This is a genomic window from Halomonas sp. A29, assembly GCF_046723295.1.
In the GTDB taxonomy this organism is placed as follows: domain Bacteria; phylum Pseudomonadota; class Gammaproteobacteria; order Pseudomonadales; family Halomonadaceae; genus Halomonas.
Genome location: NZ_JAXQPR010000006.1, coordinates 125,992 through 145,736 on the forward strand (window position 1 = coordinate 125,992; position 19,745 = coordinate 145,736).

Here is a 19,745-nt window from a genome sequence, read left to right on the forward strand (position 1 = left end):
ACGCTTGCCTGGCCGTGCGTTATGATGCCGCAAGCCGAATCAAGTCGCGACCCCCGTCGTCCAGGAGCCTGTCTCGAACGGCCTGAAATCGACGCAGGAGCCCGCCGCCGCGCCATCGCCAGGAAGCCAAGCAGGCGCGGACAGCCTCCCGGACGGCCCTACGTCGCGCCCACCACGCTCAAGAGGCCCACGATCCCCATGACGACCCCGACCGCCCAGCGCCCCGTTGCCCTGATCATTCTCGACGGCTACGGCCACAATCCCGACCCCACCGACAATGCGGTAGCGGCGGCGCATACGCCGAACATGGATCGGCTGTGGCAGGAGCGACCCCATGCCCTGCTGCATACCGACGGCAAGTACGTGGGCCTGCCCGAGGGGCAGATGGGCAACTCCGAGGTCGGCCACATGAACCTGGGCGCCGGTCGAGTCGTGTACCAGGAACTTACTCGCATCTCCAAGGCGATCGAGGACGGCGATCTCGATGTCATCGCCGCGCTAACCGATGCCATCGACGCTGCGGTGAGCGCAGGCCGCGCCGTGCACCTGCTGGGCCTGCTCTCGCCCGGTGGCGTGCACAGCCACGAGGACCATATCCTGGCCATGGCCGAACTGGCCGCCCGCCGCGGTGCCCAGCGCATCTACGTGCACGGCTTCCTCGATGGCCGCGACACCGCGCCGCGTAGCGCCCTGGCCTCCATCGAGCGCACCAATGCCCGGCTCTCCGAGCTGGTCGGCGCCGACAACGGCTTCGTCGCCTCGATCATTGGCCGCTACTTCGCCATGGATCGCGACAACCGCTGGGACCGCGTCGAGAAGGCCTACCGGCTGCTCACCGAGGGGGTCGGCGAATACGAGGCCTCAAGCGCCGAAGAGGGCCTGCGCGCCGCCTACGACCGCGGCGAGAACGACGAATTCGTCTCCGCCACCGTCATCCGCGACGGCGAAGGCCCCGCAAGCATCGCCGACGGCGATGCCGCCATCTTCATGAACTTCCGCGCCGACCGTGCCCGCGAACTCACCCGCGCCTTCGTCGAGGACGGCTTCAGCGGTTTCTCGCGCCGCGTCCGTCCGGTGCTTGCCGGCGAGAGCCTGGTCACCCTGACCCAGTACGCCGCCGACATTCCCGCCCCGGCCGCCTTCCCGCCGTCGGACCTGCACAACACCCTGGGCGAGGTGATGGAAAAGCGCGGCCTGACCCAGCTGCGCATCGCCGAGACCGAGAAGTACGCCCACGTCACCTTTTTCTTCTCAGGCGGTCGCGAGGCCGAGTTCGACGGCGAGACCCGCGTGCTGGTGCCGTCGCCGCAGGACGTCAAGACCTACGACGAGAAGCCAGAGATGAGCGCCGAGGAGGTGACCGACCGCCTGGTGGAGGCGATCGACTCGGGCCATTACGACCTGATCGTGTGCAACTACGCCAACGGCGACATGGTCGGCCACACCGGCGACTTCGATGCCGCGGTCAAGGCCATCGAGGCGGTCGATACCTGCGTAGGCCGCGTGGTGGAGGCGATCGAGCGTGCCGGTGGCGCCTGCCTGGTCACCGCCGACCATGGCAACGCCGAGCAGATGGTCAACCCCACTACCGGCGTGGCCCAGACCGCCCACACCACCTTCGAGGTGCCGTTGATCTACGTGGGGCCGCGGTCGGTCAAGCTGCTCGAGGATGGTCGCCTGTGCGACATCGCGCCTACGCTGCTGACCATGATGGACCAACCGATTCCCGAGGAGATGACCGGCCGGGTGCTGATCGAGCCGGCATGACGGACCGCGAGCCCAACCTGCCATGAACCGAGCCCGACAGCGTCACGCCCTGGGCGCCGTGTTGGTGGCCCTGCTCCTGTTGTCGGGCCTGCCTGTGGCCGGACTGGGCCCGCCCAGCGCGCAAGCCCAGCCCAGCGAACGGGAAGCCCGCGAGCGCCTCGACGCCATCGGCAGCGAGATCCAGGCGGTCAACCGCCGTCTCGGCCAGACCCGCCAAGCCCAGGACGAGGCCACCCGCGAGCTGCGCCAGGTGGAAACTGCCCTGGGCGAGACCCACCAACGGCTGGATACGATCCAGGCCGATCGCCGTCGTCTTGGCGACGAGATTGCCGCGCTCGAGTCGGCCCGCGACGAGTTGCAAGCCGAACGGGCCGAGCAGGTCGAGATGCTCAACGTACAGCTGGATGCTCTCTACCGCCTGGGACTGACCCCACAGCTCAAGCTGCTGCTCAATCAGGACGACCCGGCCCGGCTCGACCGGCTGCAGACCTATCTCAACCATCTGGCCCGGGCGCGCAACGAGCGGCTCGACGAGATCGCCCGGCTTGATGCCGAACTGGCCGAGAACCGCCGCGAGCAGCAGACCCGCGGCGAGCGGCTGGACGGCCTGGCCGAGGAACTGGGCGAACGCAGCAGCGAGCTGGCCGCACGCATGGCCGAACGCGAACGCCTGGTGGCGGAGCTGGACACCCGCTACAGCGACGAGCAATCGCGCTTGGCACGTCTCGACCGCGACCGCAGCGAGGCTGAGCAGATGCTCGAGCGGGTACGCGAGGAGCTTGCTCGGCTGCAGCAGCCACCGCCTTCCACCGCGATCGAGCGTACCCGTGGTGACCTGCCCTGGCCGGTGCAAGGCAACGTCAGCTCGAACTATCGGCGTGGCGATGGCGTGCACTACAACGGCATACTGATCGAGGCCCGGGAAGGCACTCCGGTTGCCGCGGTGCACGCCGGGCGGGTGGTCTTCGCCGACTGGATGCGCGGCTTCGGCAACCTGCTGATCATCGACCACGGCGACAACGTCATGACCCTTTACGCTCACCTGCAGCGGTTCAGCGCCGAGGCCGGCCAGGCCATCTCGCGCGGCGACGTACTCGGCACGGTGGGCACGAGCGGCGGCCACTCCACGCCGGCCCTCTACTTCGAGGTGCGCCGCAACGGCGACCCCATCGACCCCCAGGCATGGATCGCACGAAGATGATGAGAGAGATTTCACAAGCCCCGGCCCTCGGGCTATGCTGGACAGCCTCGCCTCGCAACAGCGGAGTTCGCATGCCTTCACGTCCCGCCCGCCTACTTTCCGCTCACCGACGACTGATGAACGTTCTGCTGGCGGCATTGCTGGCGCTCCTCCTCGCACCGCCAGCCGTCGCTCAGGCGACGCCGGCCGCCGACGAGCTGCCGCTGGAGGATATCCAGACCTTTGCCGAAGTCTTCGAGCGCATCAAGCGGGCCTATGTCGAGGAGGTCGATGACAGCACACTGCTGCGCAACGCCATGCGCGGCATGCTCAGCGAGCTCGACCCCCACTCCGCCTACCTCGACCGCAACGAGTTTCAGAGCCTGCGGGAGTCCACCGAAGGCGAGTTCGGCGGCATCGGTATCGAGGTGGGGCTCGAGGAGGGTCGCCTGACCGTCATTACACCGATCGATGACACTCCTGCCTCCCGGGCCGGCCTGCGCGCACGCGACGTCATCATCAGCATCGACGGCAACTCCACCGAACGACTTTCGCTGCAGGAATCGGTGACCCTGATGCGCGGCGAGCCCGGCAGCCAGATCCGCCTGAGCATACTGCGCAGCGGCGAGGAGGCTCCCCTCGACGTGACCTTGACCCGCGAGGTCATTCGTACCGAGAGCGTGCGCAGCGAGATGCTGGAAGCTGGCTACGGCTATCTGCGGGTCAGCCAGTTCCAGAGCCGCACCGGCGAACAGGTCGCCAATGCCATTCGCCGCATGGAGCGCGACGGCGCGCTGCAGGGGCTGGTGCTCGACCTGCGCAACAACCCCGGGGGCGTGCTGCAAGCTGCCGTCGCCGTGGCCGATGCCTTCCTCGAAAGCGGCCTGGTGGTCTATACCGAGGGGCGCCTGCCGGACACCCAGATGCGCTTCTCCGCCAGCCGAGAGACGGCAGCCCCCGACGTGCCGCTGGTGGTCTTGATCAACGGCGGCAGCGCCTCCGCGGCAGAAATCGTCGCCGGTGCGCTGCAGGACCAGCGTCGCGGCGTGATCATGGGCACCGAGAGCTTCGGCAAGGGCTCGGTACAGCAGGTCATGCCGCTGGGCAACGGCGAAGGGCTGAAGCTGACCACGGCGCTCTACTACACGCCCAACGGACGCTCGATCCAGGCGCTGGGCATCGAGCCCGACGTTACCGTGGTAGGCGGCAGGGTCGAGGTGACCGAGAGCAGCCGCCAGCTGCGCGAGGCCGACCTGGAAGGTCACCTGCGTTCACGCAGCGAGCCGCGGGCAGCCTCCGCCGAAATGGCCGAACGGCTGCGCGAGGATTACCAGCTCGGTGAGGCGCTGAACCTGCTGAAGGCACTTAACGTGCTGGAGCGGCGATAGCTTCGGTCTGCCCATGTTTACGCCCTGGCTGGTGCCAGGGCTAAGCCTCAACGGCAGGAAGCCGGCAGTCGGCCGCGCTCACCGATCGCCTGACGCATCAGCAGCCGCTTGATCGGTGTGAGCCGGTCGACGCCGGAGAGCCCCAGGTTGCGCGTCAGCGTGACCAGCGGGTGACGGGTACCGAACAGCAAGCGAAAACCGTCCATCAGCGCCAGCATGGCGGCGTTGTCGCCGCGGCGACAACGCGAATAGCGCTCCAGCATTCGTGGCGCGCCCAGTGCGATGCCGCGTCGCCGCGCGGCGAGCAGTTCCTCGGCCAGCACCGCGGCATCCATCAACCCGAGGTTGACGCCCTGTCCCGCAAGCGGGTGGATGCTGTGGGCCGCATCTCCCACCAGGGCGAAGCCTGACTGCACGTAGTGCTCGGCATGGCGCTGGGACAGCGGCACCGCCAGCGCCCTGTCGACGACCTCCACCGCACCCAGGCGCGCCTCGAAAGCTGCCTGCAGCTCGTGACCCAGCGCCTCGCGGGAAAGCGTCGTCAGTCGCTCGGCCTCCTCGGGCGAGGTCGACCAGACGATCGAACAGTAACGCTCGTCGCCACCCACCGTCAGCGGCAGGAACGCCAGCGGGCCAGTCTCGAGGAAGACCTGGCGAGCCACGTCGCCATGCCCACGCTCGGTGCGCACCGTGGTCACCACCGCGACATGACCGGTATCGTGAGCCTTGACCGCAATTTCTGCCATCTCGCGCAGCGGCGAATGTGCGCCATCGCACGCCACCACCAGCGGCGCCGAAAGGCGACGGCCATCCTCGAGCACCACCTCGCGTCCCACAGGGCTCTCGTGCAGCCCGGTCACCCGCATGCCGAGTTGCATACTGACCGTGGGAAGTTCGGCCAGGCGCCTCTCGAGAGCCGCCAGGATCACGTCGTTCTCGACGATATGCCCGAGCCGCGGCACGCCGGCCTGCTCCGCAGAGAAGTTCACCTCGCCGCTGCCTTCGCTGTCCCATACCTGCATGAAGCGGTAGGGCGTCACCCGGCGTGCCGCCATCCAGGGCCAGGCCCCGAGGCCTTCGAGCAATCGCTGGGATACCGGCGTCAGGGCGCTGACGCGCATTGCCGGCAGGCCTTTGCCAACTTCGTCGGCTGCCAGCGGCTCGGGGCGAGCGTCGAGCAGAGCCACGGCGACACCCGCCTGGCCCAGCAGCGCCGCCAGCGCAGCCCCGACCATGCCGCCACCCACCACGACGACCTCGAAATGCGTCGCCGGCTGCTCCGCCGCTTGCGTCATTGTTCACTCTCACGTTCATGGCTACCCACGGCCGATATCGGCGGCGCGCAGCCTGTCATTTCGATATCGCTCAACGCTCCAGGCCCATGGCTCGGCGAGCCAGCCCGCGGCGCAGCGGACCGAGCAGGTTGAGCCCCACCAGCCCCGCCGCACGGGCATGCGCCAACAGGCCGCTATCGACGCCGAACAGACGCACCAGACCATCGCTGAAACGGATCACCTGATGGCGGTCGACGATACGCCGGGCCTCGAAGTCGCGCAGAGTCAGCATGCCGCCCAGCGGCTCGCCCCCCACCAGCGCCTGCTCCAGCGCAGCCACCAGGTCCGTCACGCCACGCAGCGCCAGGTTGAAGCCCTGGCCGGCCACCGGGTGCAGCGAATGAGCTGCGTTGCCCAGTACCGCCAGTCCGGGGCGGATGGTTTCCCGAGCGGTGACCAGCGTCAACGGATAGGCATGGCGGCTGCCGACGCGCCGGAAGCGCCCGGCCCGGTCGCCGAAGGCGCGCTGCAGTTCGGCAAGAAAATCGCCATCACCCAGCGCCATGCGGGCTTGCTCGCGCCCCAGCGCATGGGTCCAGATCAGCGCCATCTGCTGTCCGCGCAGCGGCAGCAGGGCAATGGGCCCCTCCCGGGTGAAGCGCTCGTAGGCTACGCCTTCGTGAGGCTGGCTCATCTCGACATTGGCGATCAGCGCCACCTGGTCATAGGGCACCGAGTCGCTGCCGATACCCAACTGCTCCTTGAGCCCCGAGCGGCCGCCGTCGGCCAATACCGTCAGGCCGGCTCGCAGCGTACCGCCATTGGAAAGGGCGAGTCGATAGCCTTCCGCCGCCGGGACGATCGTTTCGACGTGGGACGGACAGTGCCAATCGATGGGCAGCTCGGCCAGGCGCCGATGCAACACACGCCCCATCCAGGCGTTGGGAATGACATAGCCCAGCGCCGGCTGGTCGAGTTCGGCAGCGGTGAGCCGGGTCACGCCCAGGCGCCCCCTTTCGCTGACATGGATGCGCAGGATGGCCGCGGCCTGTTCGGCCATCGCCGACCATAGTCCCATGGTGCGAAATCGTTCTGCAGAGCCCTGGGCGATGGCGCTGGAGCGGGCATCGAAGCTGGGCTGCCAGGGAGCTGTGGTTCTATCGAGGATGGGTGCGGCCTCGATCACCGCAACCGTAAGCCCATGGCGCTCGATAAGCGGTGCCAGGGCACTGGCCAGGCTGGCGCCCACCAAGCCGCCGCCGACGATGGCGATGTCGACCTCCCGGTCGGCCTCCACGCTCATGTTGTAAAGCCGTTGCTACGGACCTGCATAGCGTAACGTAAATTACGTAATTTCATGAAAAGTGCTTTCCTCTCTGGTTACTCTTTAGCCATCAAGGCCTCGATTTCAGCCACTTGCTTGGGCACCTCGACGGTCAGCACCTCATGCCCGTCGGCCGTCACGGCGACATCGTCCTCGATGCGAATACCGATACCGCGAAAGCGCTGTGGAATATCCTCCTCGGCGGGGATGTACAGCCCCGGCTCCACTGTCAGCACCATGCCGGGCTCCAGCGGCCGCGGCTTGCCATCGAGGCGATAGTCGCCCACGTCGTGGACGTCGAGCCCCAGCCAATGCGAGGTCGAGTGCAGATAGAAGCGCTTGTAGCTCTCGTCCTCGATACGCGCCTCAACGTCGCCGTCGAGCAGACCTAGCTGGATCAACCCGGCGGTGAGGTCGCGCACCACGCCTTCGTGCAGCTCGGTCAGGGTGGCGCCTGGGCGCACCGCAGCCACGGCGCGCTCCTGGGCCGCCAGCACCAGCTCGTACAGTTCGCGCTGGGCATCGTCGAAGCGGCCGCCGACCGGGAAGGTGCGGGTGATATCGCCGGCATAGAGGTCGAATTCCACGCCAGCGTCGATCAGCACCAGCTCGCCGTCACGTAACGGCGCGTTATTCTCGATGTAGTGCAGCACACAGGCGTTGCTACCGCCACCTACGATAGTGGCGTAGGCCGGTCCGCTGCCGCCGTGCCAACGGAACTCGTGCTCCAGTTCAGCCTGGAGATGGTATTCGGCAAGGCCGGGGCGGGCGGCACGCATGGCGCGCACGTGCGCCTGGGCCGAAATCCTGGCGGCATGGCGCAGCAGCGCGAGTTCACGCTCGCTCTTGATCAGGCGCATCTCATGCAGTAGCGGCGCCAGGTCGGAATAGCTTCGTGGAGGCTGGGCACCGCGTCGAGCGCGGGCGGTGAGGCGCCCCCGCACGTCATCGGCCAGCGCCAAGACATCGGCATCGCCAAGCAGCAGATAGAGGCTAGTGCGCCCATCGAGCAAGGCTTCCAGCTGCTCATCGCGCTCGGCGTTCTCGAAAGCCTGGTCGACGCCGTGCTCACGCACGGCACCCTCGGCCCCCAGCCGGATACCGTTCCAGGCCTCCAGGCTGGGGTCGCGATCCTGGCAGAACAGCACGCTTTCGCCTTCACTGCGCCCCGGCAGCAGCAGCAGCAGGGCATCGGGTTCGGCGAAGCCGGTAAGGTAGTGAAAGTCGCTGTCCTGGCGGAAGGGGTAGTCGCTGTCACGCGAGCGGGTGACCAGCATGGCTCCGAGCAGCAGCACGGCACCATCTGCCGGCAGGCGCTCCATCAGCGCGGCGCGGCGGGCACGGTATTCATCGTTGCCGATCGACTCGGGGCGGGGCAGGGGATCTGGCAGCATGTCGGCTCCTGGCATCGGTAGGAGGTTCCTGGGGCTCGGGTAGTCAGTGCTGGGTCGGTTCACCTGCTTCTACCTGTGGCTGCCCCGGCCGCTGTTCGGTATATAGCAGCATCGCCGCCATACGGGCGTGCTCGGTCAGCGCGAAGAGGTCGTTCTCGTTCTCGGCGCCATCTTCGATATCGGTCTCGATGTCGGCGATGCCGGCAAGGTCGTCCACGGCCTCGCGCAGCGCCGCGGACCAGTTTTCGCGCGGGGTGTCGCCGGCATCGGCAATGACCTCGAGGAAGCCGAGGGTCCATTCCTGCAGGCCCCGGGCACGCTCGGCCAGGGAGAAGAGATCGTCGGGCAGTAGCGGCTCGTAGTTGAGGGCGCTATCGGCAAGGGCTTCCAGGGTCTGGCGCCGCCAGGCCAGCAGCGCCTCGGCACTCTCCCGGTCGCGGGGCTGCTCGACGCCAAGCCCCAGGCAAACCTCTTCCAGCCAGGCTTCGGAGGTGAGGTCATGGAGCGCCAGCTCGGCACACAGGCGTCCGTCGAGAAAGGCGGGCGACTGCATGCTGCCATGCGAGAGGAAAAGGTCGGCCAGGGTGGAAAAATCCGGGCGTTCGTCGTTCGGTGACATGCAAAATCCCTTGTCGAATGGCGGAGAGTTGCCTCCTGTCGACGGCGCTGCGTTGACCGCCTGCGAAGGGCTCTCTTATAGTGGCTGATCGAATTGATGTGTCTTGTTCCACCGGATGTTAACGCATCGGGCCGACAAGCCGACACCGGAGCCCGCCATGAGCGATGACGCCAATCGCACTACCGCCCAGGTTACCCTGCTGGGTGCGCAGTATGTGTTCGCTTGCAAACCTGGTGAAGAGCGCAAGCTGGAGCGGGCCGCGCGCTATCTCGATCGCGCCATGCAAGGCATCCATTCCCAGAACAATCTGCTCGGCGGCGAGCGCGTGGCACTCATGGCGGCATTGAACATTGCCCATGAGCTGCTCGAGGTGATGGATGCCCGGCGCGCCGAAGAGCAGCAGTTGGACCAGCTCAGCGCTCGACTGGAGCAGGCCATGGCAGGCGCTGCACTGGGTAACAGAACTCCCGCCGAATGACATTGGACCCGCCCGTGAGCTCTGTTAGGATGAAGGTGTTCCCTGGGGTGTTGGCCAGTCGTTGAAGTCCCTCGAGCCTATGAGCAATACCCAGGGCGGCCATTTGCTAGCCGGACCCGTGTGCATGTCCGTGCGTCGGAAAGCCTGACGGTTCGGCTGCGGCCACCCACCTTGAACCAAGGGTTCAAGGGCCAGAACGACAGCGGCACTCTGGGGAACTCTGCGTATCATGCACCTCCTGCACGACCCGATCTCTTCCGCAACCTTCGCTTCCAGGCGCCAGCTGCGCCAGGAACTGCGTCGTCGACGGCGAGCGCTCAGCCCGCAGCAGCGGCGCCAGGCCGATGCGACCCTGTGCCAACGCCTGCGTCAGCTGCCCGAGGTGAAACGAGCCCGGCGCGTGGCGCTCTACCTGCCCAACGATGGCGAGATCGACCCCCGTCCGCTGATTCCCTGGCTGACCCACCGAGGGGTGCGCGTCTACCTACCCGTGCTGAAGCCGCTGTCGGAAAACAGCCTGTGGTTCGTGCACTATCATCCTGGCACACCCATGCGGCGTAACCGCTTCGGCATACCGGAACCACAAACGCGCCATGGCGCCCATCGCGCCCGACGCCTGGCAACCTGGGCACTCGACCTGATTCTGCTGCCTCTGGTGGGTTTCGACGAACGCGGCCAACGCATGGGGATGGGGGGCGGTTTCTACGATCGCAGCCTGGCCTTCACCCAACGCCCAGGCCCACGGCCCACCTTGATCGGCCTGGCCCACGACTGCCAGCGGGTGGACCGCCTGCCGACGGAACCCTGGGATGTGCCGCTGGATGCCATCGTCAGTGATGCGCGGGTGGTACGCCCTTGACGTCACCGCCGCCCAGGCCAGCACTGCAAAAAATCGGAGCGAAAAAAAACCGACCGAAGCCAGGCTTCGACCGGTCTGGAATGCTATCTGTTCATGGCACTGTCTGCCGACTCAGCCGCCTGCCAGCGCCTGGGCATAGCCAGTGACCACCACACCAATGCCAAAGGCCAGCACCAGTGCCATGATCAGATCGGGCTTACGCTTCATTGTTACCTGCTCCTGACGTTCCCGTGATTGCGTGTCGCGAGGGCTCGCGAATGCGCCGATCATAGGGCCTGTGACGCGTTGATGACAACTGGTTAAAGCGACGATTACATAAAGAAACCCAAGCCAGTTCCCGCCATTGGCGTAAGTCACCGCTTACCAACCTTGTCATTCTTTTATCTTAGGCCATGAACAGGCGGTAGGCGTCGTTGTCCGTCTCCTTCCAGTAGCGATAGCCGATCTCGTCGAAGTACTCCTCGACGTGAGAGCGATTGCCGTTGGGTATCTGCATGCCGACCAGTACGCGACCGAAGGCCGCGCCATGGTTGCGATAGTGGAACAGCGAGATATTCCAGTCCTGGGGCAGGTGGGTGAGGAAATTCATCAAGGCCCCGGGGCGCTCGGGGAACTCGAAGCGATAGACTTCCTCGTCGAAGTGCTCCTTGGGTCGGCCACCGCCGAGATGGCGGATGTGCAGCTTGGCCAGCTCGTTGTCGGTGAGATCGACTACTGGATAGCCAGCTTCGCGCAGCTTGTCGATTACCGATTGGCGATCCTCCCCGCCCGGCTTGACCTGCACACCAACGAAGATATGCGCCTCCTCGGGGTCGGCGTAGCGGTAGTTGAACTCGGTCACCATGCGCTTGCCAACGGTACGGCAGAACTTCTTGAAGCTGCCGGGTCGCTCGGGAATGGTGACGGCCAGGATCGCCTCGCGCTGCTCGCCGAGCTCGGTACGCTCGGCAATGTGCTGCAGGCGGTCGAAGTTGGTGTTGGCCCCGGAGTTGATGCACATCAGGGTCTGGCCCTCGACACCGGTCTGCTGGATGTATTTCTTGAGCCCGGCCAGCGACAGCGCGCCCGAGGTTTCCGATACCGCCCGGGTGTCGTCGAAGATGTCCTTGACCGCGGCACACATCTCGTCGGCGTTGACGGTGATGACACCGTCGATCAGGTCACGCACGATCTTGAACGGCACCTTGCCGATCTGCGCCACCGCGACCCCTTCGGCAAATACACCGACCTGGTCGAGCGTCACGCGTCTGCCGGCGTCCAGCGCCGCCTTGAGGCAGGCACTGTCCTCGGCCTCGACGCCGATCACCTTGATGTCGGGCCGCAGATACTTGACGTAGGCCGCCACGCCGGCAATCAGACCACCGCCGCCTACCGGCACGAAGATGGCATCCAGCGGCCCGCTGTGCTGGCGCAGGATCTCCATGGCCACGGTACCCTGGCCGGCGATGACGTCGATGTCGTCGAAAGGAGGGATATAGGTATAGCCGTACTCAGCGATCAATTCCTGGGCATGCTCGGCAGCGGCGGCAAAGGCATCGCCCTTGAGCACGACCTTGGCACCGCGGGCGCGTACCGCCTGGACCTTGATCTCCGGGGTGATGCGCGGCATCACGATCACCGCCTTGACGCCCATCAACTTGGCCGCCATGGCCAACCCCTGTGCATGGTTGCCGGCCGAGGCGGCGATGACCCCCTTGGCTTTCTGTTCCTCGGAGAGCTGCGCCATCTTGTTGTAGGCGCCGCGAATCTTGAACGAGTAAACGGGCTGCAGATCCTCGCGCTTGATCAGAATATGGTTGTTGAAGCGCCGTGACAGGAAGGGGGCAGGCGAGATGGGCGTTTCGCGAGCGGCTTCGTAGACATGAGCCTGGAGGATCTTCTTGACGGTAGCTTCGAGCATCCTGATGTCCCGGAGGAAAGTGGCGCAGAGGGGCGGCAGCTGTGCTGCACTGCAGAGAACCCCTATAGGTAGCATTTCCGTAACCTCGTCGTCCAGCGAACGCGTCGGCACGAGGCCTCGTCTGGCCTATAATGGCGCGGCACCCGCCACCATAGATGCGAGCAAGACATGACCCAGGACGAACTGAAGGACGCCGTGGCCGCCGCCGCCATCGCCGAGATCGAACCGTGGCTCGAGCGCGATACCATCCTCGGTATCGGCACCGGCTCCACCGCCAACCTGTTCATCGACCGCCTGGCACGGCTACGCGACGACTTCAAGGGCGCCGTGGCCAGCTCCGAGGCCAGCGCCGAGCGCCTGCGTAGCCACGGCATCGAGGTATTCGAGCTCAACCACGTCGGCACGGTGCCTTACTATATCGATGGTGCAGACGAAGTGAACGCTCACTTGCACATGATCAAGGGCGGCGGTGCTGCGCTCACCCGCGAGAAGATCGTGGCAGCCTGTGCCGAACGCTTCATCTGCATCGCCGATGGTTCGAAGCGGGTCGAACGTCTCGGCGCCTTCCCGCTACCGGTGGAGGTCATTCCCATGGCGCGCTCCTACGTGGCGCGGGAACTGGTCAAGCTGGGCGCCGACCCGGTCTATCGCGAAGGGGTCGTCACCGACAACGGCAACCAGATCATCGACTGCTTCGAGTTCATGATCGACGACCCGGTCGCCATGGAGGCCCGTCTCAACGCCATCGTCGGCGTGGTCACCAATGGCCTGTTCGCCGCGCGTGGTGCCGATGTGCTGCTGCTGGGTACCGAGCAGGGTGTAGAACGCCTGACGCCAGCCTGACACTCACTTACGAGGAAGCAGGCGTTCCAGCCCGGCCAGGGTGCGAGCCAGGGCGCCGCGGTTGGCCGCGACTACCGCCAGACCGGCCTCGGCCAGGCGATGCCGCTCGGCTTCGTCGAGGAACAGGGTGACCAAGGTGTCGGCCAGCGCCACGCTGCTGGTCACTTCGACCAGCGCACCGCCCTGGCGTAACGTCTCGGCGACATCGGCGAAGTTGGCCAGCTCGGGCCCGGTCAGCACCGGCACGCCCATGGCGGCCGGTTCGAGCAGGTTGTGCCCCCCCACCGGCACCAGGCTGCCGCCGACGAAGGCGAGGTCGGCGGCACCGTACAACATCAGCAGCTCGCCCATGGTGTCGCCCAGGTAGACCGCGGTGCGTGCGTCAGGCCATTCGCCGAGCGAGCGACGCGCCAGTGACATGCCGCGCTCGCAGCAGAGCTCGGCCACTGCATCGAAACGCTGCGGATGACGCGGCACCAGGATAAGCAGGGCGTTGGCATAGTGCTGGCGCAGCCGGGCATGGGCCTCCAGCAGTTGCTGATCCTCACCGGGATGAGTGGAACCGGCCACCCATATGGGGCGCGAGCCGAGGCGCGTGCACAGCCGCTTGCTCGCCTCCCATGAGGCATCGTCTGGAGACAGGTCGTACTTGAGCGATCCCACCACGTCGATGCGAGTGGCCGGCATGCCCAGTTCGCGGAAGCGCTCGGCGTCGCCGCGCGACTTCGCGGCCAGCCAGTCGAGCTGGGCCAGCGCCGCCGCCATCAGCGGACGCAGGCGACGATAGCCGCGGAAGGCGCGCGGCGAGAGCCTCCCGTTGACCACCGCCGTGGGCACCCCGTGGCGGCGACACGCCGTCAGCAGATTGGGCCAGATCTCGGTTTCGAAGAAGAGGGCAAGCGAGGGCGAGAGCCGAGCGACGAAACGACGCGCGGCGCCGGGATAGTCGAGCGGCACGAAGTAGTGCTGCAGACGCTCAGGCTCGCCGGCCTGCCGTCTCGCCTCGATCAAGGCGTGCACCCGCTCGGCGCCGGTGGCGGTCATGGTGGTCACCACCAAGCGATGCTCCGGGTAGCGCTCCAGCAACGCCTCGATCAGCGGGCGAGCGGCCTGCACCTCACCCACCGAGGCACAGTGCAACCACAGCCGAGGCACGCCAAGGGGGGAGCGCGGCAGCAGCCCGAGCCGCTCCCACCGCAGGTTAGTGAGCGCATGCTCACGCCACACCCGCCGCCAGACAAGAGGCGCAAGCAGATAGAGCGCCGCTGAATAGAGCCAGCGAGGCCAGCGTGGAGACGGTGTCGCCATCAGCCCTCGCGATCGAGAATGGTAGCGATCATGGCCGTGGTGGACACCCCATCCTCGAAGCCCAGCACCTTGACCTCACCACCGGCGGCCCGAACCGCATCGCCGCCAGCGATTTCTTCCACGCGGTAGTCGCCGCCCTTGACCAGTACGTCGGGCAGCACCGCCTCGATCAGGCGCTGCGGGGTGTCCTCGCCGAAGGGTACCACCCAATCCACCGCTCCCAGCCCCGCCAGCACCTGCATGCGTCGGACCAGGGGGTTGATAGGACGCCTGGGGCCCTTGAGCCGGACAATGGAGGCGTCGTCGTTGACCGCCACCACCAGCCGATCGCCGAGTTGGCGGGCGTGTTCCAGGTAGGCCACGTGACCGGCGTGGAGGATGTCGAAGCAGCCATTGGTCATTACCACGCGCTCACCGCGCAGTTGCGCGGCGCGCACCGCTTCGATCAGCGGCGCCTCCTCGATGACGCCGAATTCGGCCAACTTGTCGCCGTGCACGGCGGTGTAGAGTTCGGCGATCGAGAGCGTGGCGGTACCGGGCTTGGCCACCACCAGGCCAGCCGCCAGGTTGGCCAGGGTCATCGCCTCGGGGAAGCCATGGCCGGCCGCCAGCGCCAGCCCCAGCACGCCGATCACGGTGTCGCCGGCACCGGTGACATCGAAGACCTCGCGCGCCCGGGTCGGCAAGTGCAGCGGCTCATGGTCGCCACGGATCAAGGTCATGCCTTTCTCGCTGCGGGTGATCAGCAGCGCTTCCAGCTCGAGTTCGGAGCACAGTGCCGCCCCCTTGGCGGCCAGTTCCTCGTCGTCGCGACAGTGGCCAACCACCGCCTCGAACTCGGTCAGGTTGGGGGTGATGACGCTGGCACCGCGGTACTTGCTGAAGTCGCTGCCCTTGGGGTCGACCAGCACCCGCTTGCCGGCACTGCGCACCAACGCTATCAGTTCCTCCACCCGATTGAGGGTGCCCTTGCCGTAATCGGAAAGAATCACCAGGTCGCAGTCGGGAAGACCCTGCTCGACTCGCGCCAGGAGCCCGCGGGTGTCGAGCTCACCCAGGCCGTCCTCGAAATCGAGCCGGATCAGCTGCTGGTTGCGGCTCATCACCCGCAGCTTGGTGATGGTGGGTATCCCCGGACTGCTCTGGAAATAGGTGTCGATGCCGGCAGCGTCCATGCGCTCGACCAGCCGGCGGGCATTGTCGTCGTCACCGACCATGCCGCTGAGCGCGGCATAAGCACCCAGCGAGGCGATGTTGAGCGCCACGTTGGCCGCCCCGCCGGGACGGTCCTCGCACTCCTCCACACGGACCACCGGCACCGGGGCCTCCGGCGAGATGCGCGAGGTAGCGCCATGCCAATAGCGGTCGAGCATCACGTCGCCCACCACCAGCACATGCGCCTGCTCCAGTGCGGTCAGGTCAAGCTTCATCGGGTCGTTCCTCTTCCTTGCGTTCGTTCGGGCGCGCCAGCAACGCATCGAGCTTGCCGATCACATCCTCGATGCGGATCAGCGTCATGGCATCGGCATGACGGACGCGCTGGCCCCAGTTGATCTCGTCGGGCTCGCGGTGCAGGTAGGTACGCACCGCATCCGGGTAGCGGTTGACCACGTAGTCACGCCAGCGGTAGGGCGACGCGCGATCGGGATTGGTGGTGGCGAACAGCCCCACCACCGGCGTGCCCATGGCATTGCCCATGTGCACCGGCCCGGAGTCCGGGGCGATCACCGCGCGAGCACCGGCGATCAGCGCCAGCAAGCCCTTGAGCGAGGTGCCGCCGATGGCGTCGATCACCGCTTCGGGGCGGCTGAGCGCAACGATGCGCTCGCCCATCTCCCGCTCCTGGGTGCTGCCGCCGCCGGTGAGTACCGTCTTCAACCCATACTGGGCTCGGGCGTGCTCGATGACGGCGGCATAGCCCTCCGCCGACCAGTTGCGGAAATTACGCAGCCTCGGGTTTGCGCAGGGGCTCATCAGCAGATAGGGAACGCCTCCGGTCACGCTGGCAGCTTCCTCGAAGGCCCCGGCCGGCACCGGCAGGTCCCACTCCAGCGACAGATCCTCGACACCCAACAGGCGGGCGAAATCGAGGAACGACTCCAGCACGTGGGCGCGAGGATGCGGCGCCAGCTGGCGGTGGGTGAACCAGTGCTGGGCATCCTTGGACCGCGCCTTGTCGTAGCCCACCCGCACCTTGGCCTTGAGCCCCAGCGAGAGCACGCTGGCACGCAGGGCCTGCTGCATATGCAGCAGCACGTCGAAGCGGGTGTCGGAGAGCTCGCGCCACAGCCGGCGCATGCCGGCCAAACCCGTGGCCTTGTCGTAGACGACGAATTCGACCCCCGACAGACCAGCCAGTAGACTGTGTTCCGCCTTGCCGATGATCCAGGTGATGCGCACATCGGGCCACTGGCGCTGCAGAGCACGCACGGTGGGCACCAGATTGCACACGTCGCCGAGGGCGGAGAGTCGCAGCACGGCGATATGGCGAGGTTGGGCAGGCAGAGGATGCTTCATGCACTTGGCAACATGTCGGACGGGAAAGGTTTTCATTCTATATGATGCGGACAGTGTATGTGACGCCGAGTCGGTGCCACAAATCGGCCCGTCGCTGTTCGACCCTCACAAATGGCACCACACCGATCGTGTGGTGGGCCAGGCCCCCGGGCGCGGCAGCAGCCTGTTTCTCGACGCTGGGGGCGAACAGTGGGTGCTGCGCGCCTATCGCCGCGGCGGTCTGGCCGCGCGGGTCAGTACGACACGCTACCTGTGGACGGGGCTCGAGCGCACCCGTGCATTCCGTGAACTGCGCCTGACCGCCCACCTCCACGAACAAGGCCTGCCGGTGCCCCGGCCGGTGGCCGCCTGTGTCACACGCCACGGCCCAACCTACTCGGCGGCCCTGATCACCGTACGCATTCCCACCGCACATGCGCTGGTCGAACGTTTGAATGCCGCCGCGCCGGCACTGCTCGAAGAGGTCGGCACGACCGTGCGCCGCTTCCACGAGGCCGGTCTCGATCATGTCGACCTCAATGCCCGCAACCTGCTGGTCGACGACGACGACAAGGTGTGGCTGATCGATCTCGACCGCTGCCGGTTGCGCCCTCCCGGAGCGTGGCGCGAGGCCAACCTCGAGCGCCTCGGCCGTTCGCTGGCCAAGTTCGACAGAGCCGAGGCGATGGCGGCAATTCGGCGCGGCTACGTCAAGGTTTCCTGACGCGCCTTGCCACGTTCGGGATAAAGGCGCTCGAGCAATTCCTCCAGCCCCTGCAGGATATCCATCTTGCCCGGCACCTGGCCATCGCGATGAAATACCGCCTCGTGACAATCCTCGTAGCGCGGCCAGTAGCGAAACGGCACGGTCATGAAGAAGATGCCCAGTGTCGGCGTATGGGTAGCCAGCGCCAGGTTGCGTACTCCCGTATCGCCCGAGATCAGTACGCTCGAGGCTGCCATCCATTGCGCCAGCTGCTCCAGGTCCATGCGGGATTCGATGCTCACATTGTCGTACCGGGCCGCCACCTCGGCGAGGAACTCACCCGACTCTTCGGGTTTGTGCCCTTCGAGCAGGACATGGCGATAGCCGGGGAACTCACACGCCGCCTGCTCGATCAACTGACTCCACGACTCCTGCGACAAGGATTTCTCCGCCACCGCGGCATAGGGAAAATAGACGATGCGGGGCTGCGCCAAGGCACGCTGGTGGCGGGGCATGGCGAACTCCAGCGGATACCGCGGCTTGTGCCCCATGATCTTGAGGAAGTCGAGCAGCACCTCGGCCTCGTAGTGGAAATCGGAGCGCAGGATGCCGACATCGAACAGCAGCCGGTTCAACTGGCGCTTGTAGGGGAAGCCGAGCTTGACCCGCGCCGAGGTCAACAGGGTCTGCACACGCGAACGCGCGGTGTCGGCCAGATCGAAGAGCACGTCCACCTCGCGATGCTGCCGCAAGGAGTGCCACTGTTCGCGCAGCGAGCCTCGCGAGTCCAGCACATGGACTTCATCGACCAGGTCATCGGGCACCGCGTACTGGTACTTGCTGACCGTGCTCAAGGTGATGTGCGCCTTGGGAAACAGGCGCCTGAGTTCCACCAGAAACGGCCGGGTCGCCATCATGTCGCCGAAGGCGCACTGGCGAATCACCAGGATGCGGCGCACCCGGTCGACGTGTAGCCGCGACAACCACTTGCGGCCACGGTTATTGAGGTAGCCGCCCTTTTCGATCCAGGCTTTCATGGCTTCGGCTCCTTCCCGGCATACTCACAGATCAAGGCACGTACATGTGCCGTCACATCGAAGTGGCGCTCGGCCCGCGCCCTTGCGGCCAGGCCGAGCCGGCTTCGTAGCGCCGCGTCCTGGCCGAGCTCCGCCATGGCTGCAGCCCAGGCCAGCGGGTCCTGCGGTGCGGCAAGGCGACCGCAGCCCGCCTCGAGCAGCTCGGGAATCGCTCCGCTGTCGGCGCCAACGATCGCCTTCCCGGCCGCCATGGCCTCGACCACGGTAAGGCCGAAGGCCTCGTTGCGCGAGGGCACGCAGACGATATCCAGCACCTCGAAGAGGCGCGGCAGGTCGGGGCGGAACCCGGCGAACGTCACGCGCTCTTCCAGCTTCAATTCCGATACCCGTGAGCGCAAGTGCGAGACGTAACTCTCGTCGCTGCCCTCCCTGGCCGTGATGCCGCCGATCAGCACGCCATGCCAGGCCAGGCCGGGGGCGCGCTCATGCAGTCGGGCCAGGCCTTCCAGCCACACTCCGTGGCCCTTGCCGTCGGTCAGGCGTCCCGGCAAGCCGATCGCTATCTGATCCGGGGCGATGCCCATCTCGCGGCGCAGCGCTTCACGCGCCGCTGCGTCCAGTTGCGGGGCGTAGAGTGCCAGGTCGATCCCCAGGTAGAGGCGCCGGATGCGCTCGGGTGGCAACGGGAAGGCCGCCAGGTTGCGCTGACGGGTGGCTTCGCTGATGGCGAAGAGCCGTGTGACGCGACCGTAGGCCCAACGATGGTAAGGATCCTTCTTCGGCCGGGTGACGCCCATGTGGTCGGTGAAGAACAGCTTGAGCCCCGGCCGCAGGGTGGCCAGCAGCGCTCCCAGGCGCAGGTCGCTGGACTTGTGGCAGTGCAGCACGTCGATCGCGTGCCGCTTCAGGTAAGCCAGTACCCGCCCCGCCTGCAGCAGCGCCCGCCCTTGCGAGGCTACCGTCAGCGGTGCGATGCCAGCGGCTGCCATACTGTCGGCCACCCGCGAGCCGGCCAGCGCCAGACCATGAGGCTCCCACCCCTGGCGTTGCAGCTCGGGTATAATCCGCGCAGGATACATTTCGAGTCCGCCCCAACCATTCGAGAGGCAGATGTGCATGACCTTGTGTGACAAGGCTGTCTCCTTCGTCGGTCAACCGGGGCTCGGGAGCCC

17 protein-coding genes and 1 other RNA gene are annotated in these 19,745 nt (G+C 66.5%); 8 read left to right on the forward strand and 10 right to left on the reverse strand.

The features are described from left to right. Positions 1-198 precede the first annotated feature (198 nt). From gpmI to SPH52_RS13050, 3 genes are all read left to right on the forward strand, one after another. Positions 199-1,767: a 2,3-bisphosphoglycerate-independent phosphoglycerate mutase gene (gene gpmI, locus SPH52_RS13040; RefSeq protein ID WP_411795465.1), complete on the forward strand. Its 1,569-nt coding sequence runs from the start codon at positions 199-201 to the stop codon at positions 1,765-1,767. A gap of 22 nt (positions 1,768-1,789) precedes the next feature. Further along, positions 1,790-2,968 carry a murein hydrolase activator EnvC family protein gene (locus SPH52_RS13045; protein WP_411795466.1) on the forward strand — a complete coding sequence of 393 codons (1,179 nt, stop codon included), beginning with the start codon at positions 1,790-1,792 and terminating at the stop codon, positions 2,966-2,968. A 71-nt stretch (positions 2,969-3,039) separates the two neighbouring features. After that, positions 3,040-4,335 (forward strand): S41 family peptidase, encoded by a 1,296-nt coding sequence (locus SPH52_RS13050; RefSeq protein WP_411795467.1) that lies wholly within the window; start codon positions 3,040-3,042, stop codon positions 4,333-4,335. Positions 4,336-4,382: 47 nt separating this feature from the next. Here the strand turns inward: SPH52_RS13050 and SPH52_RS13055 are convergent, their stop codons facing one another. The 4 genes from SPH52_RS13055 to SPH52_RS13070 all read right to left on the reverse strand — a co-directional run bounded on the left by SPH52_RS13055 (position 4,383) and on the right by SPH52_RS13070 (position 8,946). After that, entirely contained in the window at positions 4,383-5,630 is a 1,248-nt protein-coding gene (locus SPH52_RS13055; RefSeq protein WP_411795468.1) for a UbiH/UbiF/VisC/COQ6 family ubiquinone biosynthesis hydroxylase, read from the reverse strand. Between the two features lie 70 nt (positions 5,631-5,700). Next, positions 5,701-6,912 carry a 2-octaprenyl-6-methoxyphenyl hydroxylase gene (gene ubiH, locus SPH52_RS13060; RefSeq protein WP_411795469.1) on the reverse strand — a complete coding sequence of 404 codons (1,212 nt, stop codon included), beginning with the start codon at positions 6,910-6,912 and terminating at the stop codon, positions 5,701-5,703. Positions 6,913-6,989: 77 nt separating this feature from the next. Beyond that, positions 6,990-8,327 carry a Xaa-Pro aminopeptidase gene (pepP, locus tag SPH52_RS13065; RefSeq protein ID WP_411795470.1) on the reverse strand — a complete coding sequence of 446 codons (1,338 nt, stop codon included), beginning with the start codon at positions 8,325-8,327 and terminating at the stop codon, positions 6,990-6,992. A 43-nt stretch (positions 8,328-8,370) separates the two neighbouring features. Further along, positions 8,371-8,946, reverse strand: a complete 576-nt coding sequence (locus SPH52_RS13070; protein ID WP_411795471.1) for a UPF0149 family protein — start codon at positions 8,944-8,946, stop codon at positions 8,371-8,373. Between the two features lie 157 nt (positions 8,947-9,103). Between SPH52_RS13070 and SPH52_RS13075 the strand changes: the two genes are divergently transcribed. The 3 genes from SPH52_RS13075 (at position 9,104) to SPH52_RS13085 (ending at position 10,283) form a co-directional block, all read left to right on the forward strand. After that, complete coding sequence (locus SPH52_RS13075) at positions 9,104-9,424, forward strand: cell division protein ZapA (protein ID WP_411795472.1); 321 nt, start codon at positions 9,104-9,106, stop codon at positions 9,422-9,424. Between the two features lie 36 nt (positions 9,425-9,460). Further along, a non-coding RNA gene (gene ssrS, locus SPH52_RS13080) (6S RNA) lies at positions 9,461-9,645 on the forward strand. A gap of 8 nt (positions 9,646-9,653) precedes the next feature. Then, a complete protein-coding gene (locus SPH52_RS13085; protein WP_411795473.1) occupies positions 9,654-10,283 on the forward strand; it encodes a 5-formyltetrahydrofolate cyclo-ligase in 630 nt (209 codons plus the stop codon). A gap of 385 nt (positions 10,284-10,668) precedes the next feature. Here the strand turns inward: SPH52_RS13085 and ilvA are convergent, their stop codons facing one another. After that, complete coding sequence (ilvA, locus tag SPH52_RS13090; protein WP_411795474.1) at positions 10,669-12,183, reverse strand: threonine ammonia-lyase, biosynthetic; 1,515 nt, start codon at positions 12,181-12,183, stop codon at positions 10,669-10,671. Positions 12,184-12,351: 168 nt separating this feature from the next. Between ilvA and rpiA the strand changes: the two genes are divergently transcribed. Further along, a complete protein-coding gene (gene rpiA / locus SPH52_RS13095) occupies positions 12,352-13,026 on the forward strand; it encodes a ribose-5-phosphate isomerase RpiA (protein ID WP_411795475.1) in 675 nt (224 codons plus the stop codon). 3 nt (positions 13,027-13,029) lie between these two features. Here the strand turns inward: rpiA and waaA are convergent, their stop codons facing one another. The 3 genes from waaA to SPH52_RS13110 are packed head-to-tail and all read right to left on the reverse strand — an operon-like array spanning position 13,030 to position 16,851. Then, positions 13,030-14,334 carry a lipid IV(A) 3-deoxy-D-manno-octulosonic acid transferase gene (gene waaA / locus SPH52_RS13100; RefSeq protein ID WP_411795476.1) on the reverse strand — a complete coding sequence of 435 codons (1,305 nt, stop codon included), beginning with the start codon at positions 14,332-14,334 and terminating at the stop codon, positions 13,030-13,032. Then, entirely contained in the window at positions 14,334-15,764 is a 1,431-nt protein-coding gene (hldE, locus tag SPH52_RS13105; RefSeq protein ID WP_411795477.1) for a bifunctional D-glycero-beta-D-manno-heptose-7-phosphate kinase/D-glycero-beta-D-manno-heptose 1-phosphate adenylyltransferase HldE, read from the reverse strand. The genes waaA and hldE overlap by 1 nt, the downstream gene beginning before the upstream one ends. Next, on the reverse strand, positions 15,754-16,851 hold the full coding sequence (locus SPH52_RS13110) for a glycosyltransferase family 9 protein (RefSeq protein WP_411795478.1): 1,098 nt from the start codon (positions 16,849-16,851) through the stop codon (positions 15,754-15,756). Before SPH52_RS13110 ends, hldE begins: the two co-directional genes overlap by 11 nt. Here SPH52_RS13110 and SPH52_RS13115 point away from each other — a divergent pair. Then, entirely contained in the window at positions 16,850-17,554 is a 705-nt protein-coding gene (locus SPH52_RS13115; RefSeq protein ID WP_411795479.1) for a 3-deoxy-D-manno-octulosonic acid kinase, read from the forward strand. The genes SPH52_RS13110 and SPH52_RS13115 overlap by 2 nt on opposite strands. Here the strand turns inward: SPH52_RS13115 and SPH52_RS13120 are convergent. Continuing rightward, the gene (locus tag SPH52_RS13120) at positions 17,536-18,573 is read right to left on the reverse strand and encodes a glycosyltransferase family 9 protein (protein WP_411795480.1); all 1,038 of its coding nucleotides are present in this window, start codon (positions 18,571-18,573) and stop codon (positions 17,536-17,538) included. The two genes, SPH52_RS13115 and SPH52_RS13120, sit on opposite strands and share 19 nt — an antisense overlap. Next, complete coding sequence (locus SPH52_RS13125; RefSeq protein ID WP_411795481.1) at positions 18,570-19,706, reverse strand: glycosyltransferase family 4 protein; 1,137 nt, start codon at positions 19,704-19,706, stop codon at positions 18,570-18,572. Before SPH52_RS13125 ends, SPH52_RS13120 begins: the two co-directional genes overlap by 4 nt. Between the last annotated feature and the right edge of the window lie 39 nt (positions 19,707-19,745).

Excerpts from the sequence above, each read along its gene's own strand:
- SPH52_RS13045 (WP_411795466.1), top strand. The coding sequence starts at position 1,790 with ATGAACCGAGCCCGACAGCGTCACGCCCTGGGCGCCGTGTTGGTGGCC.
- ubiH (WP_411795469.1), bottom strand. The coding sequence starts at position 6,912 with ATGAGCGTGGAGGCCGACCGGGAGGTCGACATCGCCATCGTCGGCGGC.
- hldE (WP_411795477.1), bottom strand. The coding sequence starts at position 15,764 with ATGAAGCTTGACCTGACCGCACTGGAGCAGGCGCATGTGCTGGTGGTG.
- SPH52_RS13115 (WP_411795479.1), top strand. The coding sequence starts at position 16,850 with ATGCACTTGGCAACATGTCGGACGGGAAAGGTTTTCATTCTATATGAT.
- rpiA (WP_411795475.1), top strand. The coding sequence starts at position 12,352 with ATGACCCAGGACGAACTGAAGGACGCCGTGGCCGCCGCCGCCATCGCC.
- waaA (WP_411795476.1), bottom strand. The coding sequence starts at position 14,334 with ATGGCGACACCGTCTCCACGCTGGCCTCGCTGGCTCTATTCAGCGGCG.
- gpmI (WP_411795465.1), top strand. The coding sequence starts at position 199 with ATGACGACCCCGACCGCCCAGCGCCCCGTTGCCCTGATCATTCTCGAC.
- SPH52_RS13110 (WP_411795478.1), bottom strand. The coding sequence starts at position 16,851 with ATGAAGCATCCTCTGCCTGCCCAACCTCGCCATATCGCCGTGCTGCGA.
- SPH52_RS13085 (WP_411795473.1), top strand. The coding sequence starts at position 9,654 with ATGCACCTCCTGCACGACCCGATCTCTTCCGCAACCTTCGCTTCCAGG.
- SPH52_RS13050 (WP_411795467.1), top strand. The coding sequence starts at position 3,040 with ATGCCTTCACGTCCCGCCCGCCTACTTTCCGCTCACCGACGACTGATG.
- SPH52_RS13055 (WP_411795468.1), bottom strand. The coding sequence starts at position 5,630 with ATGACGCAAGCGGCGGAGCAGCCGGCGACGCATTTCGAGGTCGTCGTG.
- SPH52_RS13070 (WP_411795471.1), bottom strand. The coding sequence starts at position 8,946 with ATGTCACCGAACGACGAACGCCCGGATTTTTCCACCCTGGCCGACCTT.
- SPH52_RS13075 (WP_411795472.1), top strand. The coding sequence starts at position 9,104 with ATGAGCGATGACGCCAATCGCACTACCGCCCAGGTTACCCTGCTGGGT.
- ilvA (WP_411795474.1), bottom strand. The coding sequence starts at position 12,183 with ATGCTCGAAGCTACCGTCAAGAAGATCCTCCAGGCTCATGTCTACGAA.
- pepP (WP_411795470.1), bottom strand. The coding sequence starts at position 8,327 with ATGCTGCCAGATCCCCTGCCCCGCCCCGAGTCGATCGGCAACGATGAA.
- SPH52_RS13120 (WP_411795480.1), bottom strand. The coding sequence starts at position 18,573 with ATGAAAGCCTGGATCGAAAAGGGCGGCTACCTCAATAACCGTGGCCGC.